This is a genomic window from Pseudomonas sp. PSE1(2024) (assembly GCF_050990555.1).
GTDB lineage: Bacteria > Pseudomonadota > Gammaproteobacteria > Pseudomonadales > Pseudomonadaceae > Aquipseudomonas > Aquipseudomonas aphyarum.
The window spans coordinates 6026654-6049279 of the sequence record NZ_CP158967.1 but is presented as its reverse complement, the minus strand read 5'-3'; the positions used below and the strand labels follow the sequence as shown (position 1 = coordinate 6049279).

The following is a 22626-nucleotide window of genomic DNA, read 5'->3' as shown; positions in this document are numbered from 1 at the left end:
CGTTCAGCGATCCAGCCGCGCACTGCGATAGGCCGCCGGCCCCACGCCATAAACCTGTTTGAACTGCCGGCTCAGATGGCTCTGGTCGGCAAATCCCAGCTGAGTGGCAACTTCCACCGGCAGGCAGCCGCTCTGCAACAAGCCCCGCGCGCAGGCGATCCGCTGCTGCATCAGCCAGCTGTGCGGCGGCATGCCGGTGGCGCGGCGGAACACCCGGGCGAAGTGGAAGGGCGAGAGGTTCACGGCCGCCGCGAGTTCTTCCAGCGAGGGCGGCGCCGCCAGTTGCGCGTGCAGCAACTCCTTGGCCATCGCTACCGCGCGGTGTTCTTTGCCGGGATTGCCGTTGATCTGCACCGCCGCATGACGCTGCAACAGCAACATCATCATTTCGCGCCACACCGTTTGCTGCTGCAACGCGGTGGCGGGGCTTTCCAGCAAGCGATGCAACTGACAGAAACCGTTGACCAGATCCGGGTCGCGATACAGCGTCGCACCGAAGGCCGGCATCGGTGCGGTCGGCAGTTCCAGCTCATTCAGCAGCGCGACGATCTGCCCGGTGTCGGGATAAAACGCCCGGTACAGCCAGCCGTCCTCGGTGCCCTTGTGGCCGTTATGCACTTCGTCCGGATTGATCAGCACCAGCGTGCCGCTGCCCGCCAGGTGTTCGGCGCCGCGATATCGGTAGCGCTGGGCGCCGGCCATGATCATGCCGATCACATAACCGTCGTGGACGTGCGGGGCGAAACGATGCTCGATGTAGCGCGCGGTCAACAGCTCGACCCCTGCCAGGGGCGCGGCTTGCCAGAAACGGATCGACTCGCCCTGATCGCTCATGACCTCACCCGCGCCCCGCGTCGGCCAGCCACTGCGGAATCCGTCGCTCCAGGTAATAACCCGGCTGGCGGAACGTGCCGTCGACGAAGCCGACATGTCCGCCCTTGCTCTGCAATTCGAACTGGGTCGTGGCCGACAACTCACTGGCCTGCGGCAGGCTGTGGGGAAATACGAACGGGTCGTCGGCCGCCTGAATGATCAGGGTCGGCGTGCGGATCTCACCGAGAAAATAGCGGCTCGACGCGCGGCGATAGTAATCCTCGGCATCGGCGAAACCGTGCAGCGGCGCGGTCACCCGGCCATCGAAATCCCAGAAGGTGCGCATGTTTTCCAGCGAGCCGAGGGCAGCCAGTGCGGCGAGACCGTCCTCGCGCCCGTCGTGCTGGAACTGGCGCTGCTTGTTCTTGATGTAGGCCACCATCTCGCGCATAAAGTGCGCCTGATAGACCTTCGAGAAACCCTGGCCGATACGGTCGGCACATTGATCGAGGCGAAACGGCACGGACACCGCCACCGCACCGAGCACGCCGCTGGCGCTGCCGGTTTCCCCCAGATGCTTGAGCAGCACATTGCCGCCGAGGGAATAGCCAACCGCATACAGCGGTGCCAGTGGCCGCTTGGCTTTCAGGTGGCGAATGGTTTCGGCGAGGTCTTCGCTGGCGCCGGAATGGTAGCTGCGCGGCAACAGGTTCGGTTCGCCCGAGCAGCCGCGCCAGTTCAGCGCGACACTGGCCCAGCCCTGCGCGGCGAGCGCTGCTTGGATTCCCGCGACGTAAGGCGAATTGGAAGAACCGGTCAGCCCGTGCAGCACCAGCACCAATGGCGCTTCAGCGCTATGCGGGCCGTGCCAGTCGAGGTCGAGGAAGTCACCGTCGTCCAGCCACAGTCGTTCGCGCTGGCGATCAAGGTGCACGGTTTTGCGCCACAACGGCCCCCACAAGGTTTGCAGGTGCGGATTGCCGAGGCCGAAGGCGGGGATGAACGGTTTTGACGAAGGGGACACGATTGCTCTCGATGCAGCGCAGCGAGCCTCGGCTGAGACTCGCCGCTTTTTCAGGCCGGTCGGTTAACCGGCGATCACTGCCATACGTTGCCACAACGCGTAGTACACCCGCCCGGATTTCTGCTCGCGGTGCAGGCGCCAGTTGCCCGGCAGGCCGAGGGTCGATGGCGCGGTTTCGCTTTCAGTGTAGATCCACGAATCGTCGGCCAGCCATTGGCGCTCTTCCAGCAATGTGCACACCGTCGGCAGCAGGTTCTGGTTGAACGGCGGGTCGAGGAACACCAGGTCGAACGCGGTTGCGGTCTGGGTTTCGAGGTAGCGCAGGGCATCGGCGGTCTGCACGTGGCCGTTGGTGCAGCGCAGGGTGCCGAGGTGTTCTTTCAGGCGGGAGACTGCGACGTGGCTGGCATCCAGCGCCTGACCCATGGTCGCGCCACGGGACAGCGCTTCCAGAAACAGCGCGCCGCTGCCGGCGAACGGATCGAGCACCTTGGCCCCGGCAACGTAGGGCGCGAGCCAGTTGAACAGGGTTTCACGCACCCGGTCCGGCGTCGGACGCAGGCCCGGCGCATCGGGAAAGCTCAGCTTTCGGCTGCGCCATTCGCCGCCGATGATGCGCAACTGGTTCACACCGTTGTGCAGTTTTTGTACAGGTTTCTTTGGACTGGCCATTAATGCTCCGGAACCCCGAGCGGCTGCTCGGCAGGTTTATCAGATGGGGCCGGTAACGGCTTTTGCGGCACGGTCGGGCCAGCGCTGACGATGACCAGTTTATCCGTGCTCAAGTGTTTGTTCAGAACGTCGCGAACCTGCTCGACCGTCAGGCTCTGGGACTGACGCATGAAGTCGTCCAGATAACTCAGCGGCAGGTTGTAGAAACCCATGGCGCCGAGCTGGCCGACAATATCGGCATTGCTCGCGGTGGACAGCGGGAAGCTGCCGGCCAGTTCGCGCTTGGCGTCGTCGAGTTCTTTCTGGGTCGGGCCGGTCTTGAGGTAGTCGGCGAGCACGTCCTGCACCAGCTTCAGGGTGCCTTCGCTCATTTCCGCGCGGGTCTGCAGGTTGATCATGAACGGGCCGCGAGCCTGCATCGGGCTGAACGCCGAATACACGCCATAGGTCAGGCCGCGCTTCTCGCGCACTTCGCTCATCAGCCGGGTGCCGAAACCGCCACCGCCGAGGATCTGGTTGCCCATCGACAAGGCAGCGTAGTCCGGGTCATCACGGTCGATGCCCAGTTGCGCAATCATCAGGTTGGTCTGCTTCGACGGAAACTCGATGTGGCCGATGCCGGCTTTCGGCTCGGTCGGTTGCTCAACCTTCGCCAGCGCCGGGCCTTTTGGCAGCGCAGCGGACACCTGATTGGCAATCGCCTCGGCTTCGCTGCGGGACAGATCACCCACCAGCGCGATCACCACGTTACCGGCCGCGTAGGCCTTGGCGTGGAACTCTCGCAGTTGCGCCAGCGTGATCTTCGGCACGCTTTGCGCGTTGCCGTCGCTGGAATGGGCGTACGGGTGATTGCCGTACAGGCGCTTCATCAGTTCCAGACTGGCGAGTTTGCCGGGGTTCTGTTTCTGGTATTCGAAACCGGCGAGCATCTGGTTCTTGATGCGCGCGAAGGAGTCAGCCGGGAAGGTCGGTTTGCCCACTACTTCCGAAAACAGCTTCAGCGCTGGCTCGCGTTTGTCGGCAGCACTGAGGCTGCGCAGCGACGCGATGGCCATGTCTTTATAGGCGCCGTTGCCGAAATCCGCGCCCAGGCCTTCGAAACCTTGAGCGATGGCGCCGACGTCCTTGCCCGCCACACCTTCGTTGAGCATGGCGTTGGTCAGCAAGGCCAGGCCCGGCGCGTTACCGTCCTGGCTGCTGCCGGCGGAAAAGATCAGGCGCATGTCGAACATCGGCAGTTCGCGGGCTTCGACGAACAGCACCTTGGCGCCTTCGGCGGTGTTCCAGGTCTGCACGTCGAGCTTGCGGCTGGCCGGGGCCTTGCCGTCGAGTTCGGCCAGCGATTGCAGCTTCTGACTGGACTTGGCGTTATCCAGCGCTTCGCTGGCCTTGCTGTTGTCGCTCGGTACCAGATAGAACGCAGCGGAGCCGATGATGGCCACGGCGATCAGGCCGAGCAGCAGGCGTGGGGTTTTGCGCTCACTCATGAGTCGTCTCCAGTGGCAGGACGTGGGCGACGCTGAGACGTTCGCGGGTGAAATACAGCTTGGCGGCGTTCTGGATGTCTTGCGGGGTGACGCTTTCCAGATCGGCCAGTTCGGTGTCCATCAGCTTCCACGACAGACCGACGGTCTCCAGCTGGCCGATGGCGGTGGCCTGGCTGGTGATCGAATCGCGCTCGAAGACCAGACCGGCGATGACCTGCGCACGCACGCGCTCCAGCTCTTCGGCGGACGGCGCAGTGGTTTTCAGTTGTTCCAGCAGTTTCCACAGGCCGGCTTCAGCCTGGGCCATGGTCTTTTTCTTCTGGGTGTTCGGTGTGGCCGACAGAGTGAACAGGCTGTCACCGCGGGTATAGGCGTCGTAGCTCGACGAGCCGCCGGACACCAGCTCTTCGCCGCGCTCCAGTTGGGTCGGGATGCGACCGCTGTAGCCGCCGTCCAGCAATGCCGAAATCAGGCGCAAGGCGTTGACCGAACGTTTGTCTTCGGCAGTGGCGATGCTCGGGACGTTGAAACCGAGCATCAGGCTCGGCAGTTGGGTCTGCACGTGCAGGGTGATCTGGCGTTCGCCGGGTTCAGCCAGCTCCAGCGGCTTTTTCGCCGGCGGTACGTCGCGTTTCGGGATCGGCCCGAAGTAGCGCTGGGCGAGGGTCTTCACCTCGTCCGGGGTCACGTCGCCGACCACCACCAGCGTGGCGTTGTTCGGCACGTACCAGGACTGATACCAGTGACGCAGCTCTTCGACCTTCATCCGCTCAAGGTCGGCCATCCAGCCGATGGTCGGCGTGTGATAACCGCTAGCCGGATAGGCCATGGCCTTGTAGCGCTCGTAGGCCTTGGACATCGGCTTGTCATCGGTGCGCAGGCGGCGCTCTTCCTTGATGACTTCGATTTCCTTGGCGAACTCGTCAGCCGGCAGACGCAGATTGGCCATTCGGTCGGCTTCCAGTTCGAAGGCCACGCCCAGACGGTCGCGGGCCAGCACCTGGTAATAAGCGGTGAAGTCGTCGCTGGTGAACGCGTTCTCTTCGGCGCCGAGGTCGCGCAGGATCAGCGAGGCTTCGCCCGGACCGACTTTCTCGCTGCCCTTGAACATCATGTGTTCGAGGGCGTGGGACAGACCGGTCTGGCCCGGGGTTTCGTAGCTGGAACCGACCTTGTACCAGACCTGCGACACCACCACCGGCGCGCGATGGTCTTCGCGCACGACGACCTTCAGGCCGTTGTCGAGGGTGAATTCGTGGGTCGGTTGCGGGTCGGCCGCCAGGGCCGAAAGGGGCAGGCAGACTGTGCTGAGCAGCAGGCCTGCGGCGCGGCGGGCTAGAGCATTCATTCGTTTTTAAACCTGTTGGGCTGCCCGCTTGGTCTTAGCGTCGGCGGGCGAGAGGGTGCTAGGATACTGATCCGTTTTACCGGCGACCACGCCTATCCGGTTTTGAAACCTTGATCAGGTTGTAAGGGTTTGCGGCAGAAGGCTTTGGTTTATCAGCTAAACTTCGCTTTTTCGCCGATTTTGCCGGCCAGTCCTTCATTAAAACGATTCCTTTGAGGTGCCGTTGGTGCCTCGACAAAATGTTGCGCGTGAACAAGCTGGGTGAAACACAGTCTGTTCTGCATCGAATATTTATTTGCCGGGGCGCCCCTGTGGCGCGTCGCTACCGTGAGATAGCCGTCCTCCATGTTTGGTTCCAACGACGACAAGAAGACCCCAGCTGCGGCTGGCGAGAAGAAAAGCCTGTTCGGATGGCTGCGCAAGAAACCGCAGGAACCCGTCGTCGAACAGCCGACTACCATTCCTGAGCCAGCCCCTGCGCCCGCTCCCGTAATAGAAGAAGCGCCGGCGCCGGTTGTGCTGCCGATCGCCGAGCCGGTGCTGCAACCGGTGGCCGAGGCCGAGTCTGAAGCGCCGGCTGCCGCTGAGTTGCCGCTGTCCCCGGCCAGCGAGCCTTGGCTGACCTTGCCAGTGGCGGAAGAACCGGTGGCGCTGGTTGAAGAGGCTGCGCCGCATGTTACGCCGCCGATTCCTGCGCCGGTTGCGTTCGCTGCTGAGCCTGTTCAGGCGCCGGTGGTGGAAGCTGCTCCGGTCATTCCAGAACCTGTGGTTGTTGCCCCGGTTGCCCCAATTGTTGAAGTGCCCGAACCTGCACCTGCACCTGCACCTGCACCTGCACCTGCACCTGCACCTGCACCTGCACCTGCACCTGCACCGGTCGCCGTAGCGCCAGCCGCGCCAGTCGCTCCTGTGGAAATCCAGGTTGAAACCCCGGTCGAGGCCCCGCGCACCGAAGAAACCAAGGCCGGCTTCTTTGCCCGTCTCAAGCAAGGCCTGTCCAAGACCAGCGCCAGCATCGGCGAGGGCATGGCCAGCCTGTTCCTCGGCAAGAAAGCCATCGATGACGATCTGCTCGACGATCTCGAAACCCGCCTGCTGACTGCCGACGTCGGCGTCGAGGCGACTTCGGTGATCATCCAGCGCCTGACCCAGAAGGTCGCACGTAAAGAGCTGGCCGATTCCGACGCCCTGTACAAATCCCTGCAGGCCGAGCTGGCCGCAATGCTCAAACCGGTCGAGCAGCCGCTGAAGATCGCTTCCCAGAACAAGCCATTCGTGATTCTGGTGGTCGGCGTCAACGGCGCCGGCAAGACCACCACCATCGGCAAACTGGCGAAGAAACTGCAGCTGGAAGGCAAGAAAGTCATGCTGGCCGCCGGTGACACCTTCCGTGCCGCGGCTGTCGAGCAGCTACAGGTCTGGGGCGAGCGCAACAAGATTCCGGTGATTGCCCAGCACACGGGCGCGGACTCGGCTTCGGTGATCTTCGACGCCGTGCAGGCCGCCAAGGCTCGTGGCATCGACGTGCTGATCGCCGACACTGCCGGTCGCCTGCACACCAAAGACAACCTGATGGAAGAACTGAAAAAGGTTCGCCGGGTGATCGGCAAGCTCGACGCCGATGCGCCGCACGAAGTGCTGCTGGTGCTCGACGCCGGCACCGGCCAGAACGCCATCAACCAGGCCAAGCAATTCAACCAGACTGTCGAACTGACCGGCTTGGCGCTGACCAAACTCGACGGCACCGCCAAGGGCGGGGTGATTTTCGCCCTGGCCAAGCAGTTCGGCCTGCCGATCCGCTACATCGGCGTCGGTGAAGGCATCGACGATCTGCGTACCTTTGAAGCCGAACCCTTTGTCCAGGCACTGTTTGCCGAGCGGGAGCGTTCATGATTCGTTTCGAACAGGTCGGTAAGCGCTACCCGAACGGTCACGTCGGCTTGCATGAGCTGAGCTTTCGAGTCCGTCGCGGCGAGTTCCTGTTTGTCACCGGCCACTCCGGTGCCGGTAAATCCACGTTGTTGCGCCTGTTGCTGGCGATGGAACGTCCGACCAGCGGCAAGCTGCTGCTGGCCGGGCAGGACCTGAGCACCATCAGCAATGCGCAGATTCCGTTCCTGCGTCGGCAGATCGGCGTGGTGTTCCAGAACCATCAACTGCTGTTCGATCGCACGGTGTTCAACAACGTCGCACTGCCATTGCAGATTCTCGGGCTGTCCAAGGTCGAGATCGCCAAGCGCGTCGATTCGGCGCTGGAGCGCGTGGCGCTGTCGGACAAGGCAGAGCTGTATCCGGGCGATCTGTCCACCGGTCAGCAACAGCGCGTCGGTATTGCCCGCGCCATCGTTCACCGTCCGGCCCTGCTGCTGGCGGACGAACCGACCGGTAACCTCGACCCACGTCTGGCGGCCGAGATCATGGGCGTGTTCGAAGACATCAACCGTCTGGGCACCAGCGTGCTGATCGCCAGTCACGACCTGGCGCTGATTGCGCGCATGCGCCATCGCATGCTGACCCTGCAACGCGGCCGATTGATCGGCGACGGGGAGGCCGGTGTATGAGTGCAACACGCAGTCCGAAGGTTTCCGAGCGCGTGGCCCCGAAGGCCGCCGATCCGCAACCGCCAAAGAAGAAAAAGCACGACGATGACGACGGTCCGGACTTTGCCACGTTGTTCCGTGCCTGGATCGAAAGCCATCGCGCCAGCTGGATCGACAGCCTGCGCCGTCTCGGCAAGCAGCCGATCGGCAGCTTCTTCACCTGCATGGTGATGGCGGTTGCGCTGAGTCTGCCGATGGGCCTTTCGTTGCTGCTGAGCAACGTCGAGCGTCTGGGCGGCTCGTGGCAGCGCGCGGCGCAGATTTCGCTGTACCTGGAACTCGAGGCGAGTCCGGCTCAGGGCGAAGCGTTGCGCGACCAGATCAAAGGCATGCCGGGCGTAGCTGATGCTGAATATGTCGGCCGCGATCAGGCGCTGGAAGAGTTCCAGCAGCAGTCCGGATTGGGCGAAGCCCTGCGCGAGCTGCCGGAAAACCCGCTGCCTGGCGTGGTGCTGGTGACGCCGAACGAGGTCGACAAGTCGACCCTGGAAGCATTAAGACAAAAACTTTCCGAGCTGCCCAAGGTACAGCAGGCGCAACTTGATCTAGTCTGGGTCGAGCGTCTGGCCGCCATCCTCAAGCTCGGTGACCGTTTCGTGTTCGGTCTGACGGTGTTGCTGGTTTCTGCATTACTTTTGGTGATAGGCAATACCATTCGTCTTCATATTGAAAACCGCCGCACCGAGATAGAAGTGATTAAACTCGTCGGCGGCACCGACAGCTATGTGCGTCGTCCCTTCCTCTATATGGGTGCGTTGTATGGCTTCGGTGCGGGGCTGCTGTCCTGGGGTGTATTGGCGTTCGGCCTGAACTGGCTGAACGACGCGGTGGTCGGGCTGGCCGGCTTGTACGGCAGTGATTTCGCACTGGCCGGCGTGCCGGTTGCCGACGGTCTGTCGCTCTTGCTTGGCGCGGTGCTGTTGGGTTATATCGGTGCATGGATTGCAGTCGCACGTCATCTCAGGGAGCTGGCGCCGAAGTAGAATCTTTTTTTGCGCGTGATTGACCTTTCAGTGGTTAAGGAAACTTTCATTTGAGTTTCCGGTCAATTTTTCGCAATGCTGAAAAGCATGAGTATGTAAGTCGGAGGTTTTTTCGTATGACCAATTCTTTGCAACCTGCGTATGCATTGGTTCCGGGCGCAAACCTGGAAGCCTATGTACACACCGTCAACAGCATTCCATTGCTGACGCCGGAGCAGGAGCGTGAACTGGCCGAGAGTCTCTACTATGAGCAGGATTTGGGGGCGGCTCGGCAGATGGTGCTCGCCCACCTGCGGTTTGTCGTACACATCGCCCGTAGCTATTCCGGCTACGGTCTGGCTCAGGCTGACCTGATCCAGGAAGGTAACGTCGGCCTGATGAAGGCCGTGAAGCGTTTCAACCCGGAAATGGGCGTGCGTCTGGTGTCCTTCGCGGTGCACTGGATCAAGGCCGAGATTCACGAGTTCATCCTGCGCAACTGGCGGATCGTGAAAGTCGCGACCACCAAGGCCCAGCGCAAGCTGTTCTTCAACCTGCGCAGCCAGAAGAAACGTCTGGCCTGGCTGAACAACGAGGAAGTCCACCGTGTGGCGGAAAGCCTCGGCGTCGAGCCGCGTGAAGTGCGTGAGATGGAAAGTCGCCTGACCGGCCATGACATGGCCTTCGACCCGGCTGCGGAAGCGGACGACGACAGTGCTTTTCAGTCGCCGGCCAACTACCTGGAAGACCACCGGTACGACCCGGCGCGTCAACTGGAAGATGCCGACTGGAGCGACAACTCCAATCACAACCTGCACGAAGCGCTGGAAGTGCTGGACGAACGCAGTCGCGACATCCTCTACCAGCGCTGGCTGGCAGAAGAGAAAGCCACGCTGCACGACCTGGCGCAGAAGTACAACGTGTCGGCCGAGCGGATCCGTCAGCTCGAGAAGAGCGCGATGAACAAGCTCAAGTTGTCGATTGCCGCATAACCGGCAGTCCGGCAATAAAAAAACGCCCCGATCAGTGATGATCGGGGCGTTTTTGTTTGCCTGTCAGAAAGTCATTGGGCCCAGGGCGCGCGGCGCGAATCATTGAGTGTCAGCAGGTAGCTGTCGCCACCCAGCTGGCTCATCTGTTGGCGAATCCATCCGGCACGGCGTGACACGTAAGCGGTTGGGTGGCTGGCGCTCCAGACCCGGGGATTCGGCAGCACAGCCGCCAGATAACTCGCCTGCTGCCGGGACAGCGACCTGGCGCCTACGCCAAAGTGATGCCTTGCCGCCGCTTCGGCGCCGAACACGCCGTCATCCCACTCGACGCTGTTCAGGTACACCTCGAGAATCCGCTGCTTGGGCCAGAACACTTCGATCAGCGCGGTGAACCACGCTTCCAGGCCTTTGCGCAGATAACTGCGGCCGGACCACAAAAACAGGTTCTTCGACACTTGCTGACTCAGGGTGCTGGCGCCGCGAATCGAGCCGCCGAGTTCGTTGTGGGCCAGTGCGGCCTTGATCGCACTCAGGTCAAAACCCCAGTGCTCGGGGAATTTCTGGTCTTCGCCGGCAATCACCGCGACCTTCAGGTCATCGGAGATCTCGTCCCACGGCTTCCAGGTGCGTTGCAGATCGATCGGCTCGCCGTCGACCCAGGATTCGATCTTGCGCTCGACCATCAGCGCCGTGCCCGGTGGCGGCACGAAGCGAAACACCAACACCAGCAATACGCTGCCGCCCGCGAACCAGAGCAGGGCCTTCGTGAAACGACGGAGAAATAAACGCAGCATAGAGATGGCTTGGCCGAACCGGTTGAGCGGGCCATTATACAGACCCTGCCGATCGAGTCTGACTGGAGTTCTACATGCTGCGTAGCTTTCTGATGCTGGCTGCCTTCTTTGGTTTCACTGGTGTCGGCCTCGGCGCATTCGCCGCCCATGGCCTGAAAAACCGCCTGACCCCGGAGTATCTGGCGATCTTCCACACCGGCGTCACCTACCAGTTGGTGCACGCACTTGCGCTGTTCGGCGTGGCGCTGCTGGCCACCCAGTTTCAGGGGCGTCTGGTCGCCTGGGCCGGCATTTCGTTCACCGTCGGTATCCTGCTGTTCTCCGGCAGCCTGTACCTGCTGACCACCATCGGCATCGGCAAGCTCGGCATCATCACCCCGTTCGGCGGCCTGGCGTTCCTGATCGGCTGGCTGTGCCTCGGACTCGCCGCCTGGCGCCTGCAGCCAACCGCTTGACGCTTGGTGCTGACCTTTAGGTCATGATCGGGCTAGAATGCCACCCCCTAAAAAGTGATGGCGGCGTTGCGCATGCGCATTCAGTTGAACGGTGAATCCTTTGAACTGCCCGACGGTGAAACCGTTGCGGCCCTGCTGACCCGTCTGGATCTGACCGGACGCCGCGTCGCGGTCGAACTCAATCTGGATATCGTCCCGCGCAGCCAGCATGCCGACACCACTTTGAACGACGGCGACAACGTCGAAGTGGTGCATGCCATCGGCGGCGGCTGATCACCAGGCCTGCAAGGGCCGAGAATTCTGCAAGACCCTCACCCCAACAGAGGATTCCCCATGAGCATCGTTCGTAGCGACAAGCCTTTCGTTCTGGCCGGTCGTACTTACCAGTCGCGTTTGCTGGTCGGTACCGGCAAGTACCGTGACATGGAAGAAACCCGTCTGGCCATCGAAGCCTCGGGTGCCGAGATCGTCACCTTCGCCGTGCGCCGCACCAACCTGGGCCAGATCGAAGGCGAGCCGAACCTGCTCGAAGTGCTGTCGCCGGATCGCTACACCTTCCTGCCGAACACCGCCGGCTGCTACGACGCTGTCGAAGCCGTGCGCACCTGCCGTCTGGCTCGTGAGCTGCTCGACGGCCACAACCTGGTGAAGCTGGAAGTGCTGGCCGACCAGAAAACCCTGTTCCCCAACGTGATCGAAACCCTCAAGGCCGCCGAAGTGCTGGTCAAGGAAGGCTTCGACGTGATGGTTTACACCAGCGATGACCCGATCATCGCCCGGCAACTGGCGGAAATCGGCTGCATCGCGGTCATGCCGCTGGCCGGCCTGATCGGTTCGGGCCTGGGGATCTGCAACCCGTACAACCTGCAGATCATCCTCGAAGAAGCCAAGATCCCGGTGCTGGTGGATGCCGGTGTCGGCACCGCTTCCGACGCCACCATTTCCATGGAGCTGGGCTGTGACGCGGTGCTGATGAACTCGGCCATCGCCCACGCCCAGCAGCCGATCATGATGGCCGAAGCCATGAAACACGCGATCGTCGCGGGCCGCCTGGCCTACCTCGCCGGCCGCATGCCGAAAAAACTCTATGCCAGCGCCTCTTCGCCGCTGGATGGTCTGATCAAGTAAGAGCTATTGATGACTGAATCGAACGACACGCCAATCCAGACGGAAGAAGGCGACGAGCGCCAACACCGCCGCATCAAGAGTTTCGTGATGCGCGCCGGGCGCATGACCGAAGGCCAGCAGCGCGGCCTGGATCAGGGCGCGCCGAAGTTCGTCCTGCCGCTGGCCGATGCGCCGGTGGATTACGACCAGGTGTTCGGCCGTTCCGCGCCGCGTTCGCTGGAGATCGGTTTCGGCATGGGCCATTCGCTGCTGGAAATGGCCGCCGCTGCGCCGGAACAGGATTTCATCGGTGTCGAGGTTCACCGTCCGGGTGTCGGCGCGCTGCTCAATGGCGTGCTGACTCAGGGCCTGACCAACCTGCGGGTCTACGATTGCGACGCGATCGAAGTACTCAACCGCTGCATCGCCGACAACAGCCTCGATCGCCTGATGCTGTTCTTCCCGGATCCGTGGCACAAGAGTCGTCACCACAAGCGCCGCATCGTTCAGGCATCCTTCGCTGAGCTGGTGCGCAGCAAGCTGAAGGTTGGCGGCATTCTGCACATGGCCACCGACTGGGAACCGTACGCCGAATACATGCTGGAAGTGATGAACGTCGCCCCGGGCTATCGCAACCTCGCCGAAGACGGCAAGTGCGTACCGCGCCCGGCCGAACGCCCGATCACCAAGTTCGAACGCCGCGGCGAACGTCTTGGGCATGGCGTGTGGGATCTGAAGTTCGAAAAACAGTCGTAAGTACTGCGCAGTGATCGTTCCCACGCTCTGCGTGGGAATGCCTCAATGGACGCTCCGCGTCCGCTTCGGGGGACGCAGAGCGTCCCGGGCTGCATTCCCACGCAGAGCGTGGGAACGAGCACGTGAGATTCAGCGGCGATCCGCGACCACGCCAATCAACACCAGCACCACCAACAACACCGGCGCCAGGCTGTAGTTGTTGAACTGGCTCAGCCCCTTCACTACCCACGGCGTCGCGTAGATCAGTGCTGCGCCGCTGCCGATCAGGCACAGCAGGGCCATCAGTGGGACGCGCAGGGCGCCGGCGATGCTGCCCAGGCGTTGCTCGACCCAGGCCTTGAAGTCAGCGCCGAACAGCACCAGCAGGCAGCCCACCAGGGCCAGCGCGATTTCCGAGAGGTTGCTGCGGCTCCAGCGGGACACGGTGGCGAGCAGGTCGAGTATCAAATCCATGCGGTTTCCTTAAGAGCGGTCAGCTCAGAAATTTCTGCAGCAAGTCGTTGAGGAACAGTTGTCCGCGCTCGGTGGCCGCCAGACGTGACGGTTCGACCTGCAACAGGCCGCTTTGTTCGGCCTCGCGCCGGTGTTCGTCGAGGCTCTCCAGCGGCAGGCCGGTGCGCTCCGGGTACAGGCGCGATTCGACGCCGGCGGTCAGGCGCAGGGCGTTCATCAGGAACTCGAACGGCATCTCGTCGTTGGTCAGGGCTTTCTCGCCGGCCTGGAAGCTTTTGGCCGGGTTGAGGTAATCCTTCGGCAGGCGCGTCTTCCAGGTGCGCACGATGCGCCCGTCCGGGTGACTGAGCTTGCCGTGGGCGCCGGCGCCGATGCCGATGAAGTCGCCGAAGCTCCAATAATTGAGGTTGTGTCGCGCCGGGCGACCCGGTTGGGCATAGGCCGAAACTTCGTACTGCGCGTAACCGTGCTCGGCCAGCAGCGCCTGTCCGGCCTCTTGAATGTCCCACAGCGTGTCGTCTTCCGGCAGTACCGGCGGCTGGTTCCAGAACACGGTGTTCGGCTCCAGCGTCAGCTGATACCAGGAAATGTGCGTCGGCTTCAGCTCGATCGCCTGGCGCAGATCGCTCAGGGCATCGTCCAGCGACTGGTCCGGCAAACCATGCATCAAGTCGAGGTTGAAGTTATCGAACCCGGCCTGGCGCGCCATGCCGGCGGCGCGTACCGCTTCGTCGCCATTGTGGATGCGGCCGAGGGCCTTGAGCTTTTCCTGCTGGAAACTCTGGATGCCGATCGACAGGCGATTGATCCCCAGTTTGCGGTAGGCGACGAACTTCTCTTGCTCGAAGGTCCCGGGGTTGGCTTCCAGGGTGATTTCGATGTCGTCGGCAAACGGAATGCGCTGTTTCACGCCTTCCAGCAAGCGGCCCAGGGCTTCGGCACTGAACAGGCTCGGGGTGCCGCCGCCAAAGAAGATCGAACTCAATTCACGGCCATACACCGCGTGCAGATCCTGATCGAGGTCGGCCAGCATCGCGTCGACGTATTCCTGCTCCGGCAACACCGGGCTGGCGGTGTGGGAGTTGAAGTCGCAATAGGGGCATTTGCGCACACACCACGGGATGTGGATGTACAGCGCCAAGGGCGGCAGCGTCGGCAACGGCGCCCGAGGCGAGGAGGCGGCGCCGCCGATAATCAGCGACGACGCGGAGGAGCTATCGGTCATTTCAAGCCCAGACGCTGGCGCAGCAGATCCATTGCACGGGCGCGGTGGCTGATCTGGTTCTTGTCGCTCGGGCTCAGTTCGGCGCTGGACACGTTACGCTCCGGCACCCAGAACAGCGGGTCGTAGCCGAAACCGTGCTCGCCACTGGCGGCGGTCAGAATGCGACCGTGCCACAGACCTTCGCAGAGGATCGGCAGTGGATCGTCGGCGTGACGCACCAGCGCCAGCACGCAGACGAACTGCGCGCCACGCTCGGCTTCAGGCACGTCCTTCAAGGCGTCGAGCAGTTTGGCGTTGTTTGCCGCGTCGCCCTTGCCGTCGGCGTAGCGCGCCGAGTAGATGCCCGGCGCACCGCCGAGGAAATCCACCGCCAGGCCCGAATCGTCGGCCAGCGCCGGCAGCCCGGAAATGCGCGCGGCATTGCGCGCCTTGAGAATCGCGTTCTCGACGAACGACAGACCGGTTTCTTCCGGCTCCACGCTGCTGAATTCGCCAATCGAGCGCAGTTGCACCGAATCGCCGAGCATGGCCTGGAGTTCCTTGAGCTTGCCGGCGTTATGGCTGGCCAGTACGAGTTGCTTGAGATTGATCATTGGCCAGGGAAAAGCTCTTGGTTGAAATTGATGATGTTGATCTTGTCGCCGGTCTGCACCTTGATTTCAAAGGTGCGGGTTTCCTGCTGCTCCACCGGGTATTGGGCGATGTAGTAGATCGCGCCCTGTTCGGTGATCTGGCGGAAAGTCAGCGGCACGCTCTGGCTGGTCAGGTCTTTGACGGTGCCGGTGACCTGGGCGATCAGCGGTTTGCCGTCCTTGATCACCGAGACATTGATCACGCCCTGGTTCTTGCTGCGGATCAGCTCGGCAGCCTTGGCGATGTCCGGCGTCAGGAAGGTCGAGTTGAAGGTGTTGTAATGCACGGTGACATCACCGAACACTTCCTTGCGTTCGCCCTTGATGGCATCGGCGGCCACGGCCGACAGGCTCAGGCAGGCGGCCAATAGCGCGGTAATCAAGCGTCCCATGTTCGTTCTCCTCGCAATGTCGTGGTTCAGACCGCGATTCTGTGATCCGCAAGCCCCGGGCTGCTGACGCGGTAGATACCGATCTCACCTAACAGATTAGGCCATAGCTTACTGGCCCACCCGTGGCGGTGCTGTTGATCCACGGCAAGCCGATCAATGACCTTCGCCTCACGTTCGCGACAAAGTTCTTCAAAGTCTTCGAAGGTGCAGAAGTGGATGTTCGGCGTGTTGTACCAGGTGTACGGCAGGAATTCCGACACCGGCATCCGACCCTTGCTCGCCAGGTACCAGCGGCAGCGCCAGTGACCGAAATTCGGGAACGTGATGATGCACTGGCGTCCGACCCGCAGCATTTCGTCGAGGATCTTGTCCGGGTAGTGCACGGCTTGCAGGGCCTGGGTCATCACCACGATGTCGAAGCTGTTGCTGGCGAAGTTGCCCAGGCCCTTGTCCAGGTCCTGCTCGATGACGTTGACGCCCTTGGCCACGCACTGCGCGATGTTGTCCGCGTCGTTTTCCAGGCCATAGCCGGTGACCTGCTTGTGGTCGCGCAGCCAGGTCAGCAACTCGCCGTCACCGCAACCGAGGTCGAGCACGCGGCTGCCGGCGGGGATCCATTCCTGGATGATTTCCAGATCAGCTCTCATGGCTTTCTCACAACGTAATGCGGTTCATGTAATTGCCGAACGCCTGCAAATAACGCGGGATCGGAATCAGGAAGGCGTCGTGGCCCTGCGGCGCGTCGATTTCCAGGTAGCTGACGTCCTTGCGTGCGGCCATCAGCGCGTCCACCAATTCCCGCGAGCGGGCCGGGGAGAAACGCCAGTCGGTGGTGAACGACATCACGCAGAACTTGGCTTTTGCACCTTCGAAAGTTTTCGCCAGGTTATCGTTGAAGTTCGCCGCCGGATCGAAGTAGTCCAGCGCCTTGGTCATCAACAGATAGGTGTTGGCATCGAAGCGTCCGGAGAACTCTTCGCCCTGATAACGCAGGTAACTTTCGACCTGGAACTCGACGCTGTGGAAGTCGTAGTTGAGCTTTTCGCTCTTCAGGCCGCGGCCGAATTTCTCGCCCATGGAGTCGTCGGACAGATACGTGATGTGCCCGACCATCCGCGCCAGCATCAGGCCGCGTTTGGGGATCACGCCTTGTTCCTGGAACGAGCCGCCGTGGAATTCCGGGTCGGTGAGGATCGCCTGGCGCGCCACTTCGTTGAAGGCGATGTTCTGCGCCGACAGCTTGGGGGCCGAGGCGATGGCCAGGCAGTGGCGAACTCGATCCGGATACGTGATGGTCCATTGCAGCGCCTGCATGCCGCCGAGGCTGCCGCCGATCACCGCTGCCCACTGGCTGATGCCGAGCAGGTCGGCCAGGCGTGCCTGGCTGTGCACCCAGTCTTCCACGGTCAGCACCGGAAAGTCGGCGCCGAACGGCTTGCCGGTTTCCGGGTTGAGGCTGCTCGGGCCGGTGGAACCGTTGCAGCCGCCGAGGTTGTTCAGGCTGACCACGAAGAACTTGTTGGTGTCGATCGGTTTGCCGGGGCCGATGCAGCTGTCCCACCAACCGGGCTTGCGGTCGTCGACGCTGTGGTAACCCGCAGCGTGGTGGTGGCCGGACAGGGCGTGGCAGATCAGCACGGCGTTGCTCGCTTGCGCGTTCAGCGTGCCGTAGGTTTCGTAGATCAGGTCATAATCGGCCAGCGAACGGCCGCAGGCCAGGGCCAGCGGTTCGCTGAAGTGCGCCGTTTGCGGCGTCACCAGACCAACAGAATCGGGGGGAAAGGCAGCTGGCATCGACCCTGCTCTCGTTGAAATGAGGCGTAAGTCTAAAGACCGGTGGGGTTAGCGGCAAGCAACCATCAGGCCTGATTTGCGCTCGTTCCCACGCTCTGCGTGGGAATGCATCCCGGGACGCTCCGCGTCCTACTCCGAAGCGGGCGCGGAGCGTCCAATGAGGCATTCCCACGCGGAGCGTGGGAACGATCAGCGGAGTAGTCCAGGCAAATCCGGCAACTTCTTCGGCGAGCAGATCTTCACTCGCTTCTGCCGGTTCAACTCGCCGCCGATCAGGCTGACCTGGCTTTTGGAAACCCCAAAAGCCTTGGCCAGAAACCCCATCAGGTACGCATTGGCCTTGCCCTCGACCGGCGGCGCGGTCAGGCGGATCTTCAGGCGATCGCCGTGCAGCCCGCAGAAATCATCGCTGCGGGCGGCCGGTTGCAGGTGACATTCCAGAATCAGGTCGTCACCGTCCCAGCGAAACCAGCTCACATCAGCAGGCGCAGGATTTCCGGCATCATCGTCATCGCCGCGAGATTGTTGATCACCAGCATGTCGATCAGCTTCAGCACGAGGAAGGCGAAGATCGGCGACAGGTCCAGACCACCGAGGTTCGGCAGGATGCGGCGGAACGGCGCCAGGGCCGGTTCGCAGATCTGGTTCACCAGTTCGGCGCCCGGATTGTGGCTGCCCGGTGCGACCCAGGACAGGATGATGCTGATGATCATGGCCCAGAAGAAAATCTTCAGGAACAGCGCCGTCACGCCGATCAGCGACCAGATCAGCAGTTGCAGCGGGTTACCGGTGGTGCCGTAGGTCAGCAGCAGGGTCAGCGCCATCAGCGCCAGTTGCACCAGAATCGCCAGCACCAGCGACGACATGTCGAGGCCGAACATGCTCGGGATGATCCGGCGCAGTGGCTTGAGCAGCGGCTGAGTGGCCTTGACCACGAACTGGCACAGCGGGTTGTAGAAGTTCGCCCGCACCAGTTGCAGGACGAAGCGCAGCAGCACGATCAGCAGGTACAGGCTGCCGAGGGTTTGCAGCACGTAGACCGCTGCGGTGTTCAATCCAATCATGTAAGGCTCCTTATTTGCCCAGTTGTTCGGCCATTTCGGCCGAGCGGTGCGCGGCGGCGCCGAGTGCTTTTTCCACCAGGGCTTCGAAGCCGCCGGCCTGGAACGATTTGATCGCGGCTTCCGTGGTGCCGGCCGGCGAGGTCACGCGGCGGCGCAGTTCGGCAGCGTCGACGTCGCTGGACACGGCCATGTGCGCGGCGCCCAGCGCGGTCTGCAAGGTCAGCTGCTCGGCGGTTTCCTTCGGCAGGCCGAGTTTGACGCCGGCGGCGGTCATGGCTTCGATCAGCAGGAAGAAGTACGCCGGGCCGGAACCGGAAACGGCGGTGACCGCGTCCAGTTGCTGCTCTTCGTTCAGCCACAGGGCGATGCCGACGGCGGACAGCAGTTCCTCAGCCTGTTGGCGTTGTTCGGCGCTCACTGCGCTGGTTGCGTACAAACCGCTCACGCCCTGACGCAGCAGCGCCGGGGTGTTCGGCATGCAGCGCACGATCGGCTGCTCGCCCAGCCAGGCAGTCATGCTGGCGCAGGTGATGCCGGCGGCGATGGAGACCACCAGTTGATTCGGTTTCAGGCTCGGGCGAATCGCTTCGCACACAAGCTTCATGGCTTGTGGCTTGACCGCCAGTACCACCACGTCGGCGCCGTCGATGGCTTGGGCGTTGTCGGCGAAGGTTTCGATGCCGTGTTCGGCGCTGACTTTGGTGCGGGTTTCTTCGCCCGGATCGCTGGCGCGAATGTGTGCAGCTTCCAGACCCTTGGCCCGCAGGCCGCCGATCAGGCTGGCGGCCATGTTGCCGGCACCGATAAAGGCAATACGTGTGTTGCTCATGTCAGGTCCTTATCTGGAAATGTTCAAGATTGGGAATAGTCGCGGGCGCCGAACAGTGCCGTACCGATACGGACCCAGGTCGCGCCCTGGGCAATGGCCGACTCGAGGTCGTGGCTCATGCCCATGGAAAGTGTGTCGAGCGGCAGATCGAGGCTGGCCTGCAACTTCTGAACGGCAGCGAATGCCGCGTCCTGCTCGGCGCGATCTTCGGTCGGCTCGGGAATCGCCATCAACCCGCGTAGCTTCAGGCGCGGCAGGGCGCTGATGGCCTGGGCCAGGGCCGGCAGGTCTTGCGGCGTGCAGCCGGACTTGCTGGCTTCACCGCTGACGTTGACCTGAATGCAGATGTTCAGTGGCGGCAGATCCGCCGGGCGTTGTTCGGACAGGCGTTGGGCGATTTTCAGACGATCCACGGAGTGCACCCAGGCGAAATGCTCGGCAATCGAGCGGGTCTTGTTCGACTGAATGGGGCCGATGAAGTGCCAGATCAAGGGCAGGTCGGCCAGTTCGAGCTGTTTGCCCAGGGCCTCTTGCAGGTAGTTCTCGCCGAAATCACGCAGGCCGGCGGCGTACGCTTCGCGCAGGGCTTGTGCCGGTTTGGTCTTGCTCACGGCCAGCAGCTGGACGCTGTCTTCGCTGCGATTGGCAGCTTGGGTCGCTGCCTGGATGCGCGAACTAACCTGGAGAATGTTGTCTGCTATCGTGGACATCAAGAGGTGCCAGCGGTCTGAAGGTTCGCGGCATTCTACTGGAATTGAGGGACGCTATGGATATCACTGAACTGCTGGCCTTCAGCGCCAAACAGGGCGCTTCCGACCTGCACCTGTCGGCCGGTCTGCCGCCGATGATCCGCGTGGATGGCGATGTGCGGCGGATCAATCTGCCGGCGCTGGATCACAAGCAAGTGCATGAACTGATCTACGACATCATGAACGACACCCAGCGGGTGGACTTCGAGAAACATCTGGAAACCGACTTTTCCTTCGAAGTCCCCGGCGTGGCGCGCTTTCGGGTCAATGCCTTCAACCAAAACCGTGGCGCTGGCGCAGTGTTCCGGACCATCCCGTCGAAAGTGCTGAGCATGGAAGACCTCGCCATGGGCGACGTCTTTCGCAAGATCACCGATGCGCCACGCGGGCTGGTGCTGGTGACCGGGCCGACCGGTTCCGGCAAGTCCACAACCCTGGCGGCAATGATCGATTACCTCAACACCCATCGCCATCACCACATCCTGACCATCGAAGATCCGATCGAATTCGTCCACGAATCGCGCAAATGCCTGATCAATCAGCGCGAAGTCCATCGCGATACCCGCAGTTTTGCCACCGCCTTGCGTTCAGCGCTGCGCGAAGACCCGGACGTGATCCTGGTGGGCGAGATGCGCGATCTGGAAACCATCCGACTGGCTCTGACCGCCGCCGAGACCGGGCATCTGGTGTTCGGCACCTTGCACACCACGTCGGCGGCCAAGACCATCGACCGGGTGGTGGACGTGTTCCCCGGGGACGAAAAGTCCATGGTGCGCTCGATGCTCTCGGAGTCGTTGCTGGCGGTGGTGTCGCAGACGCTGATCAAGAAGATCGGCGGCGGCCGGGTGGCGGCGCACGAGATCATGCTGGGGACGTCGGCGATTCGTAATCTGATCCGCGAGGACAAGGTGGCGCAGATGTATTCGGCGATACAGACCGGCGGGTCGCTGGGGATGCAGACACTCGACATGTGCCTGAAGGATCTGGTGACCAAAGGCTTGATCAGCCGCGAGCATGCGCGGGAAAAGGCGCGTACGCCGGATAACTTCTAGGCAAAAAAAATCGCAGCCCGTGGGCTGCGATTTTTGTTCTGATCGTTCCCACGCTCTGCGTGGGAATGCAGCCCGGGACGCTCTGCGTCCCAAAGCGGACGCAGAGCGTGCGGACGAGCTGGCTTCAGCGCTGAACGACGCGCATCTGCCCCTGTTCTTTCGGCAATACGCGTTTGGCTACGACGTAATGCTTTTCCCAGTACGGCTTGTTCAGTGTGTCGATGCTCACCGACTTGCCGCGCCGTGGCGCATGGATGAAACGGTCGTTGCCCAGGTAGATGGCAACGTGATTGACCCGACGGCTCTTGATGTTGAAGAAAATCAGGTCGCCAGGCTTCAGGTCCTTGCGTTCGACTTTCTCGCCGTGACCGCTGGCCATGGCGTTCGAGGTGCGTGGCAGGTCGAAGGTGGCGTCGTTGAACGCGTATTTCACCAGACCGCTGCAGTCGAAGCCTTTACTCGGGCTGCTGCCGCCCCAACGGTAGGGTGTACCGAGGACGTTTACCGCGCGACTCAGGACGTTGCTGCTTTCCTTGGTCGCCATCGGTGGCACCAGCTTGCTGCGGCCGTTGCTGCTCAGCGTGGTGTGTTTGACCTGTTTGCCTTTGTTCGAAGGAGCAGAGGCATGGGATTTAGGGGTGAAACCGTTAACGTTTGGAAGACGTTGCTCACGATTGGTGGCGTGGGCGGCCAGTGGCATTAATAGGCAAATGGTTAGCCATGTCTTGAAAAATGGACGCATTAGGCAGGGCTCTTGGTGTGTTAGCGCGCAACTTTATAACAGCTTTTTTGTCCCTTCCGAGGCCGTTGGTCGATTCAATCGGGTGCCAACGGAACCAAATAAGCGGCAAAAAGACGCAATTGTCGGACAGGAGTCCGGTGCTATAAGGCTTTGACGGGAGATACGGTAGCATTTGCCATACGTCGGCTACCTGTAAAAAAGTCACAAAGAATTAAAGAATATTTATCTATCGCGTGTATCGAGGTCTTAATGAACGGCTATCAGCTGCCCCGTGTGAAGGAAAAAGACACCCATAGCAAGGTGATCGGCTACCTGTTGTGGATTTTCGGTTTCACAGGCTCTCACCGCTTCTATTACGGCAAACCGGTGACCGGCACGATCTGGTTTTTCACCTTCGGGTTGCTGGGGATCGGCTGGCTGATCGACGTGTTCCTGATCCCGGCGATGGATCGCGAAGCCGACCTGCGATTCGCGGCGGGCCCGATCGAGTACAACGTGGCATGGATTCTCCTGACCTTCCTCGGCGCGCTCGGCGTGCACCGGATGTATCAGGGCAAGTGGATCAGCGGGGTGGTGTATCTGCTGACCGGCGGGTTGTTCTTTCTGGGGGTGCTGTATGACTTCTGGACGCTGAACGATCAGGTGTCGGTGCGTAACGCCGAAGGGCGGGGCGCCTTTCAGTAA

Annotated in this window: 28 protein-coding genes; 10 read left to right on the top strand and 18 right to left on the bottom strand. The window is 62.0% G+C overall.

Annotation, left to right across the window (positions count from 1 at the left end):
* Window positions 1-3 precede the first annotated feature (3 nt).
* From ABTV87_RS27580 to ABTV87_RS27555, 6 genes are all read right to left on the bottom strand, one after another.
* Window positions 4-834: an AraC family transcriptional regulator gene (locus tag ABTV87_RS27580; protein WP_102716712.1), complete on the bottom strand. Its 831-nt coding sequence runs from the start codon at window positions 832-834 to the stop codon at window positions 4-6.
* 4 nt (window positions 835-838) lie between these two features.
* The gene (locus ABTV87_RS27575) at window positions 839-1837 is read right to left on the bottom strand and encodes a hydrolase (RefSeq protein WP_085605900.1); all 999 of its coding nucleotides are present in this window, start codon (window positions 1835-1837) and stop codon (window positions 839-841) included.
* 63 nt (window positions 1838-1900) lie between these two features.
* The gene (gene rsmD / locus ABTV87_RS27570; protein ID WP_433898651.1) at window positions 1901-2509 is read right to left on the bottom strand and encodes a 16S rRNA (guanine(966)-N(2))-methyltransferase RsmD; all 609 of its coding nucleotides are present in this window, start codon (window positions 2507-2509) and stop codon (window positions 1901-1903) included.
* Complete coding sequence (locus tag ABTV87_RS27565) at window positions 2509-3996, bottom strand: M16 family metallopeptidase (protein ID WP_085605896.1); 1488 nt, start codon at window positions 3994-3996, stop codon at window positions 2509-2511. Before ABTV87_RS27565 ends, rsmD begins: the two co-directional genes overlap by 1 nt.
* A complete protein-coding gene (locus ABTV87_RS27560) occupies window positions 3989-5344 on the bottom strand; it encodes a M16 family metallopeptidase (RefSeq protein ID WP_127800427.1) in 1356 nt (451 codons plus the stop codon). The genes ABTV87_RS27565 and ABTV87_RS27560 overlap by 8 nt, the downstream gene beginning before the upstream one ends.
* 152 nt (window positions 5345-5496) lie before the next feature.
* A complete protein-coding gene (locus ABTV87_RS27555) occupies window positions 5497-5691 on the bottom strand; it encodes a hypothetical protein (RefSeq protein ID WP_080511029.1) in 195 nt (64 codons plus the stop codon).
* Here ABTV87_RS27555 and ftsY point away from each other — a divergent pair.
* From ftsY to rpoH, 4 genes are all read left to right on the top strand, one after another.
* Window positions 5690-7237: a signal recognition particle-docking protein FtsY gene (ftsY, locus tag ABTV87_RS27550; RefSeq protein WP_433898650.1), complete on the top strand. Its 1548-nt coding sequence runs from the start codon at window positions 5690-5692 to the stop codon at window positions 7235-7237. The genes ABTV87_RS27555 and ftsY overlap by 2 nt on opposite strands.
* Window positions 7234-7905: a cell division ATP-binding protein FtsE gene (gene ftsE / locus ABTV87_RS27545; protein WP_007953396.1), complete on the top strand. Its 672-nt coding sequence runs from the start codon at window positions 7234-7236 to the stop codon at window positions 7903-7905. The genes ftsY and ftsE overlap by 4 nt, the downstream gene beginning before the upstream one ends.
* Complete coding sequence (ftsX, locus tag ABTV87_RS27540; protein ID WP_007953395.1) at window positions 7902-8927, top strand: permease-like cell division protein FtsX; 1026 nt, start codon at window positions 7902-7904, stop codon at window positions 8925-8927. Before ftsE ends, ftsX begins: the two co-directional genes overlap by 4 nt.
* 116 nt (window positions 8928-9043) lie before the next feature.
* The gene (rpoH, locus tag ABTV87_RS27535; RefSeq protein WP_003229146.1) at window positions 9044-9898 is read left to right on the top strand and encodes an RNA polymerase sigma factor RpoH; all 855 of its coding nucleotides are present in this window, start codon (window positions 9044-9046) and stop codon (window positions 9896-9898) included.
* Between the two features lie 71 nt (window positions 9899-9969).
* On the opposite strand, the gene mtgA is transcribed toward rpoH, so the two are convergent.
* Window positions 9970-10692 carry a monofunctional biosynthetic peptidoglycan transglycosylase gene (mtgA, locus tag ABTV87_RS27530; protein WP_007953390.1) on the bottom strand — a complete coding sequence of 241 codons (723 nt, stop codon included), beginning with the start codon at window positions 10690-10692 and terminating at the stop codon, window positions 9970-9972.
* A 74-nt stretch (window positions 10693-10766) separates the two neighbouring features.
* Between mtgA and ABTV87_RS27525 the strand changes: the two genes are divergently transcribed.
* The 4 genes from ABTV87_RS27525 (at window position 10767) to trmB (ending at window position 13010) form a co-directional block, all read left to right on the top strand.
* A complete protein-coding gene (locus tag ABTV87_RS27525; RefSeq protein ID WP_221535382.1) occupies window positions 10767-11147 on the top strand; it encodes a DUF423 domain-containing protein in 381 nt (126 codons plus the stop codon).
* A 72-nt stretch (window positions 11148-11219) separates the two neighbouring features.
* The gene (thiS, locus tag ABTV87_RS27520) at window positions 11220-11420 is read left to right on the top strand and encodes a sulfur carrier protein ThiS (RefSeq protein ID WP_007953386.1); all 201 of its coding nucleotides are present in this window, start codon (window positions 11220-11222) and stop codon (window positions 11418-11420) included.
* Window positions 11421-11480: 60 nt separating this feature from the next.
* Window positions 11481-12275 (top strand): thiazole synthase, encoded by a 795-nt coding sequence (locus tag ABTV87_RS27515; protein ID WP_007953385.1) that lies wholly within the window; start codon window positions 11481-11483, stop codon window positions 12273-12275.
* Window positions 12276-12284: 9 nt separating this feature from the next.
* Window positions 12285-13010, top strand: coding sequence for a tRNA (guanosine(46)-N7)-methyltransferase TrmB (gene trmB / locus ABTV87_RS27510; RefSeq protein ID WP_039767926.1), 726 nt, complete (start codon window positions 12285-12287; stop codon window positions 13008-13010).
* 129 nt (window positions 13011-13139) lie between these two features.
* Here trmB and ABTV87_RS27505 read toward each other — a convergent pair whose 3' ends face one another.
* The 10 genes from ABTV87_RS27505 to ABTV87_RS27460 all read right to left on the bottom strand — a co-directional run bounded on the left by ABTV87_RS27505 (window position 13140) and on the right by ABTV87_RS27460 (window position 20109).
* A complete protein-coding gene (locus tag ABTV87_RS27505; RefSeq protein ID WP_007953368.1) occupies window positions 13140-13463 on the bottom strand; it encodes a DUF3392 domain-containing protein in 324 nt (107 codons plus the stop codon).
* Window positions 13464-13482: 19 nt separating this feature from the next.
* Window positions 13483-14688 (bottom strand): radical SAM family heme chaperone HemW, encoded by a 1206-nt coding sequence (hemW, locus tag ABTV87_RS27500; RefSeq protein ID WP_085611979.1) that lies wholly within the window; start codon window positions 14686-14688, stop codon window positions 13483-13485.
* Entirely contained in the window at window positions 14685-15281 is a 597-nt protein-coding gene (gene rdgB, locus ABTV87_RS27495; protein ID WP_011336379.1) for an RdgB/HAM1 family non-canonical purine NTP pyrophosphatase, read from the bottom strand. Before rdgB ends, hemW begins: the two co-directional genes overlap by 4 nt.
* Window positions 15278-15712, bottom strand: coding sequence for a DUF4426 domain-containing protein (locus tag ABTV87_RS27490; RefSeq protein WP_127800412.1), 435 nt, complete (start codon window positions 15710-15712; stop codon window positions 15278-15280). Before ABTV87_RS27490 ends, rdgB begins: the two co-directional genes overlap by 4 nt.
* A gap of 26 nt (window positions 15713-15738) precedes the next feature.
* Window positions 15739-16359 (bottom strand): methionine biosynthesis protein MetW, encoded by a 621-nt coding sequence (metW, locus tag ABTV87_RS27485; RefSeq protein WP_007953362.1) that lies wholly within the window; start codon window positions 16357-16359, stop codon window positions 15739-15741.
* A 7-nt stretch (window positions 16360-16366) separates the two neighbouring features.
* A complete protein-coding gene (gene metX, locus ABTV87_RS27480; RefSeq protein ID WP_085605883.1) occupies window positions 16367-17506 on the bottom strand; it encodes a homoserine O-succinyltransferase MetX in 1140 nt (379 codons plus the stop codon).
* A gap of 189 nt (window positions 17507-17695) precedes the next feature.
* Window positions 17696-17983, bottom strand: a complete 288-nt coding sequence (locus ABTV87_RS27475; RefSeq protein ID WP_127800408.1) for a DUF167 domain-containing protein — start codon at window positions 17981-17983, stop codon at window positions 17696-17698.
* Entirely contained in the window at window positions 17980-18570 is a 591-nt protein-coding gene (locus ABTV87_RS27470; protein WP_007953355.1) for a YggT family protein, read from the bottom strand. Before ABTV87_RS27470 ends, ABTV87_RS27475 begins: the two co-directional genes overlap by 4 nt.
* Window positions 18571-18580: 10 nt before the next feature.
* The gene (gene proC, locus ABTV87_RS27465; RefSeq protein WP_127800406.1) at window positions 18581-19399 is read right to left on the bottom strand and encodes a pyrroline-5-carboxylate reductase; all 819 of its coding nucleotides are present in this window, start codon (window positions 19397-19399) and stop codon (window positions 18581-18583) included.
* 23 nt (window positions 19400-19422) lie between these two features.
* Window positions 19423-20109: a YggS family pyridoxal phosphate-dependent enzyme gene (locus ABTV87_RS27460; RefSeq protein WP_039767933.1), complete on the bottom strand. Its 687-nt coding sequence runs from the start codon at window positions 20107-20109 to the stop codon at window positions 19423-19425.
* Between the two features lie 56 nt (window positions 20110-20165).
* Between ABTV87_RS27460 and ABTV87_RS27455 the strand changes: the two genes are divergently transcribed.
* Window positions 20166-21200, top strand: coding sequence for a type IV pilus twitching motility protein PilT (locus ABTV87_RS27455; protein ID WP_007953348.1), 1035 nt, complete (start codon window positions 20166-20168; stop codon window positions 21198-21200).
* A 124-nt stretch (window positions 21201-21324) separates the two neighbouring features.
* Here the strand turns inward: ABTV87_RS27455 and ABTV87_RS27450 are convergent, their stop codons facing one another.
* Window positions 21325-21942 (bottom strand): C40 family peptidase, encoded by a 618-nt coding sequence (locus ABTV87_RS27450; protein ID WP_007953345.1) that lies wholly within the window; start codon window positions 21940-21942, stop codon window positions 21325-21327.
* A gap of 249 nt (window positions 21943-22191) precedes the next feature.
* On the opposite strand from ABTV87_RS27450, the gene ABTV87_RS27445 reads away from it, so the two are divergent.
* Window positions 22192-22626: an NINE protein gene (locus ABTV87_RS27445; protein WP_007953343.1), complete on the top strand. Its 435-nt coding sequence runs from the start codon at window positions 22192-22194 to the stop codon at window positions 22624-22626.

Bases quoted from the DNA above. Each gene is read 5' to 3' on its own strand.
- ABTV87_RS27565 (WP_085605896.1), bottom strand. From the start codon at position 3,996: ATGAGTGAGCGCAAAACCCCACGCCTGCTGCTCGGCCTGATCGCCGTG.
- ABTV87_RS27470 (WP_007953355.1), bottom strand. From the start codon at position 18,570: ATGATTGGATTGAACACCGCAGCGGTCTACGTGCTGCAAACCCTCGGC.
- ftsX (WP_007953395.1), top strand. From the start codon at position 7,902: ATGAGTGCAACACGCAGTCCGAAGGTTTCCGAGCGCGTGGCCCCGAAG.
- rsmD (WP_433898651.1), bottom strand. From the start codon at position 2,509: ATGGCCAGTCCAAAGAAACCTGTACAAAAACTGCACAACGGTGTGAAC.
- ABTV87_RS27505 (WP_007953368.1), bottom strand. From the start codon at position 13,463: ATGGATTTGATACTCGACCTGCTCGCCACCGTGTCCCGCTGGAGCCGC.
- rpoH (WP_003229146.1), top strand. From the start codon at position 9,044: ATGACCAATTCTTTGCAACCTGCGTATGCATTGGTTCCGGGCGCAAAC.
- ABTV87_RS27580 (WP_102716712.1), bottom strand. From the start codon at position 834: ATGAGCGATCAGGGCGAGTCGATCCGTTTCTGGCAAGCCGCGCCCCTG.
- ABTV87_RS27450 (WP_007953345.1), bottom strand. From the start codon at position 21,942: ATGCGTCCATTTTTCAAGACATGGCTAACCATTTGCCTATTAATGCCA.
- rdgB (WP_011336379.1), bottom strand. From the start codon at position 15,281: ATGATCAATCTCAAGCAACTCGTACTGGCCAGCCATAACGCCGGCAAG.
- proC (WP_127800406.1), bottom strand. From the start codon at position 19,399: ATGAGCAACACACGTATTGCCTTTATCGGTGCCGGCAACATGGCCGCC.
- mtgA (WP_007953390.1), bottom strand. From the start codon at position 10,692: ATGCTGCGTTTATTTCTCCGTCGTTTCACGAAGGCCCTGCTCTGGTTC.
- ABTV87_RS27460 (WP_039767933.1), bottom strand. From the start codon at position 20,109: ATGTCCACGATAGCAGACAACATTCTCCAGGTTAGTTCGCGCATCCAG.
- thiS (WP_007953386.1), top strand. From the start codon at position 11,220: ATGCGCATTCAGTTGAACGGTGAATCCTTTGAACTGCCCGACGGTGAA.
- ABTV87_RS27525 (WP_221535382.1), top strand. From the start codon at position 10,767: ATGCTGCGTAGCTTTCTGATGCTGGCTGCCTTCTTTGGTTTCACTGGT.
- ftsY (WP_433898650.1), top strand. From the start codon at position 5,690: ATGTTTGGTTCCAACGACGACAAGAAGACCCCAGCTGCGGCTGGCGAG.
- ABTV87_RS27560 (WP_127800427.1), bottom strand. From the start codon at position 5,344: ATGAATGCTCTAGCCCGCCGCGCCGCAGGCCTGCTGCTCAGCACAGTC.
- trmB (WP_039767926.1), top strand. From the start codon at position 12,285: ATGACTGAATCGAACGACACGCCAATCCAGACGGAAGAAGGCGACGAG.
- metX (WP_085605883.1), bottom strand. From the start codon at position 17,506: ATGCCAGCTGCCTTTCCCCCCGATTCTGTTGGTCTGGTGACGCCGCAA.
- ABTV87_RS27555 (WP_080511029.1), bottom strand. From the start codon at position 5,691: ATGGAGGACGGCTATCTCACGGTAGCGACGCGCCACAGGGGCGCCCCG.
- ftsE (WP_007953396.1), top strand. From the start codon at position 7,234: ATGATTCGTTTCGAACAGGTCGGTAAGCGCTACCCGAACGGTCACGTC.
- ABTV87_RS27490 (WP_127800412.1), bottom strand. From the start codon at position 15,712: ATGGGACGCTTGATTACCGCGCTATTGGCCGCCTGCCTGAGCCTGTCG.
- ABTV87_RS27445 (WP_007953343.1), top strand. From the start codon at position 22,192: ATGAACGGCTATCAGCTGCCCCGTGTGAAGGAAAAAGACACCCATAGC.
- hemW (WP_085611979.1), bottom strand. From the start codon at position 14,688: ATGACCGATAGCTCCTCCGCGTCGTCGCTGATTATCGGCGGCGCCGCC.
- ABTV87_RS27515 (WP_007953385.1), top strand. From the start codon at position 11,481: ATGAGCATCGTTCGTAGCGACAAGCCTTTCGTTCTGGCCGGTCGTACT.
- metW (WP_007953362.1), bottom strand. From the start codon at position 16,359: ATGAGAGCTGATCTGGAAATCATCCAGGAATGGATCCCCGCCGGCAGC.
- ABTV87_RS27455 (WP_007953348.1), top strand. From the start codon at position 20,166: ATGGATATCACTGAACTGCTGGCCTTCAGCGCCAAACAGGGCGCTTCC.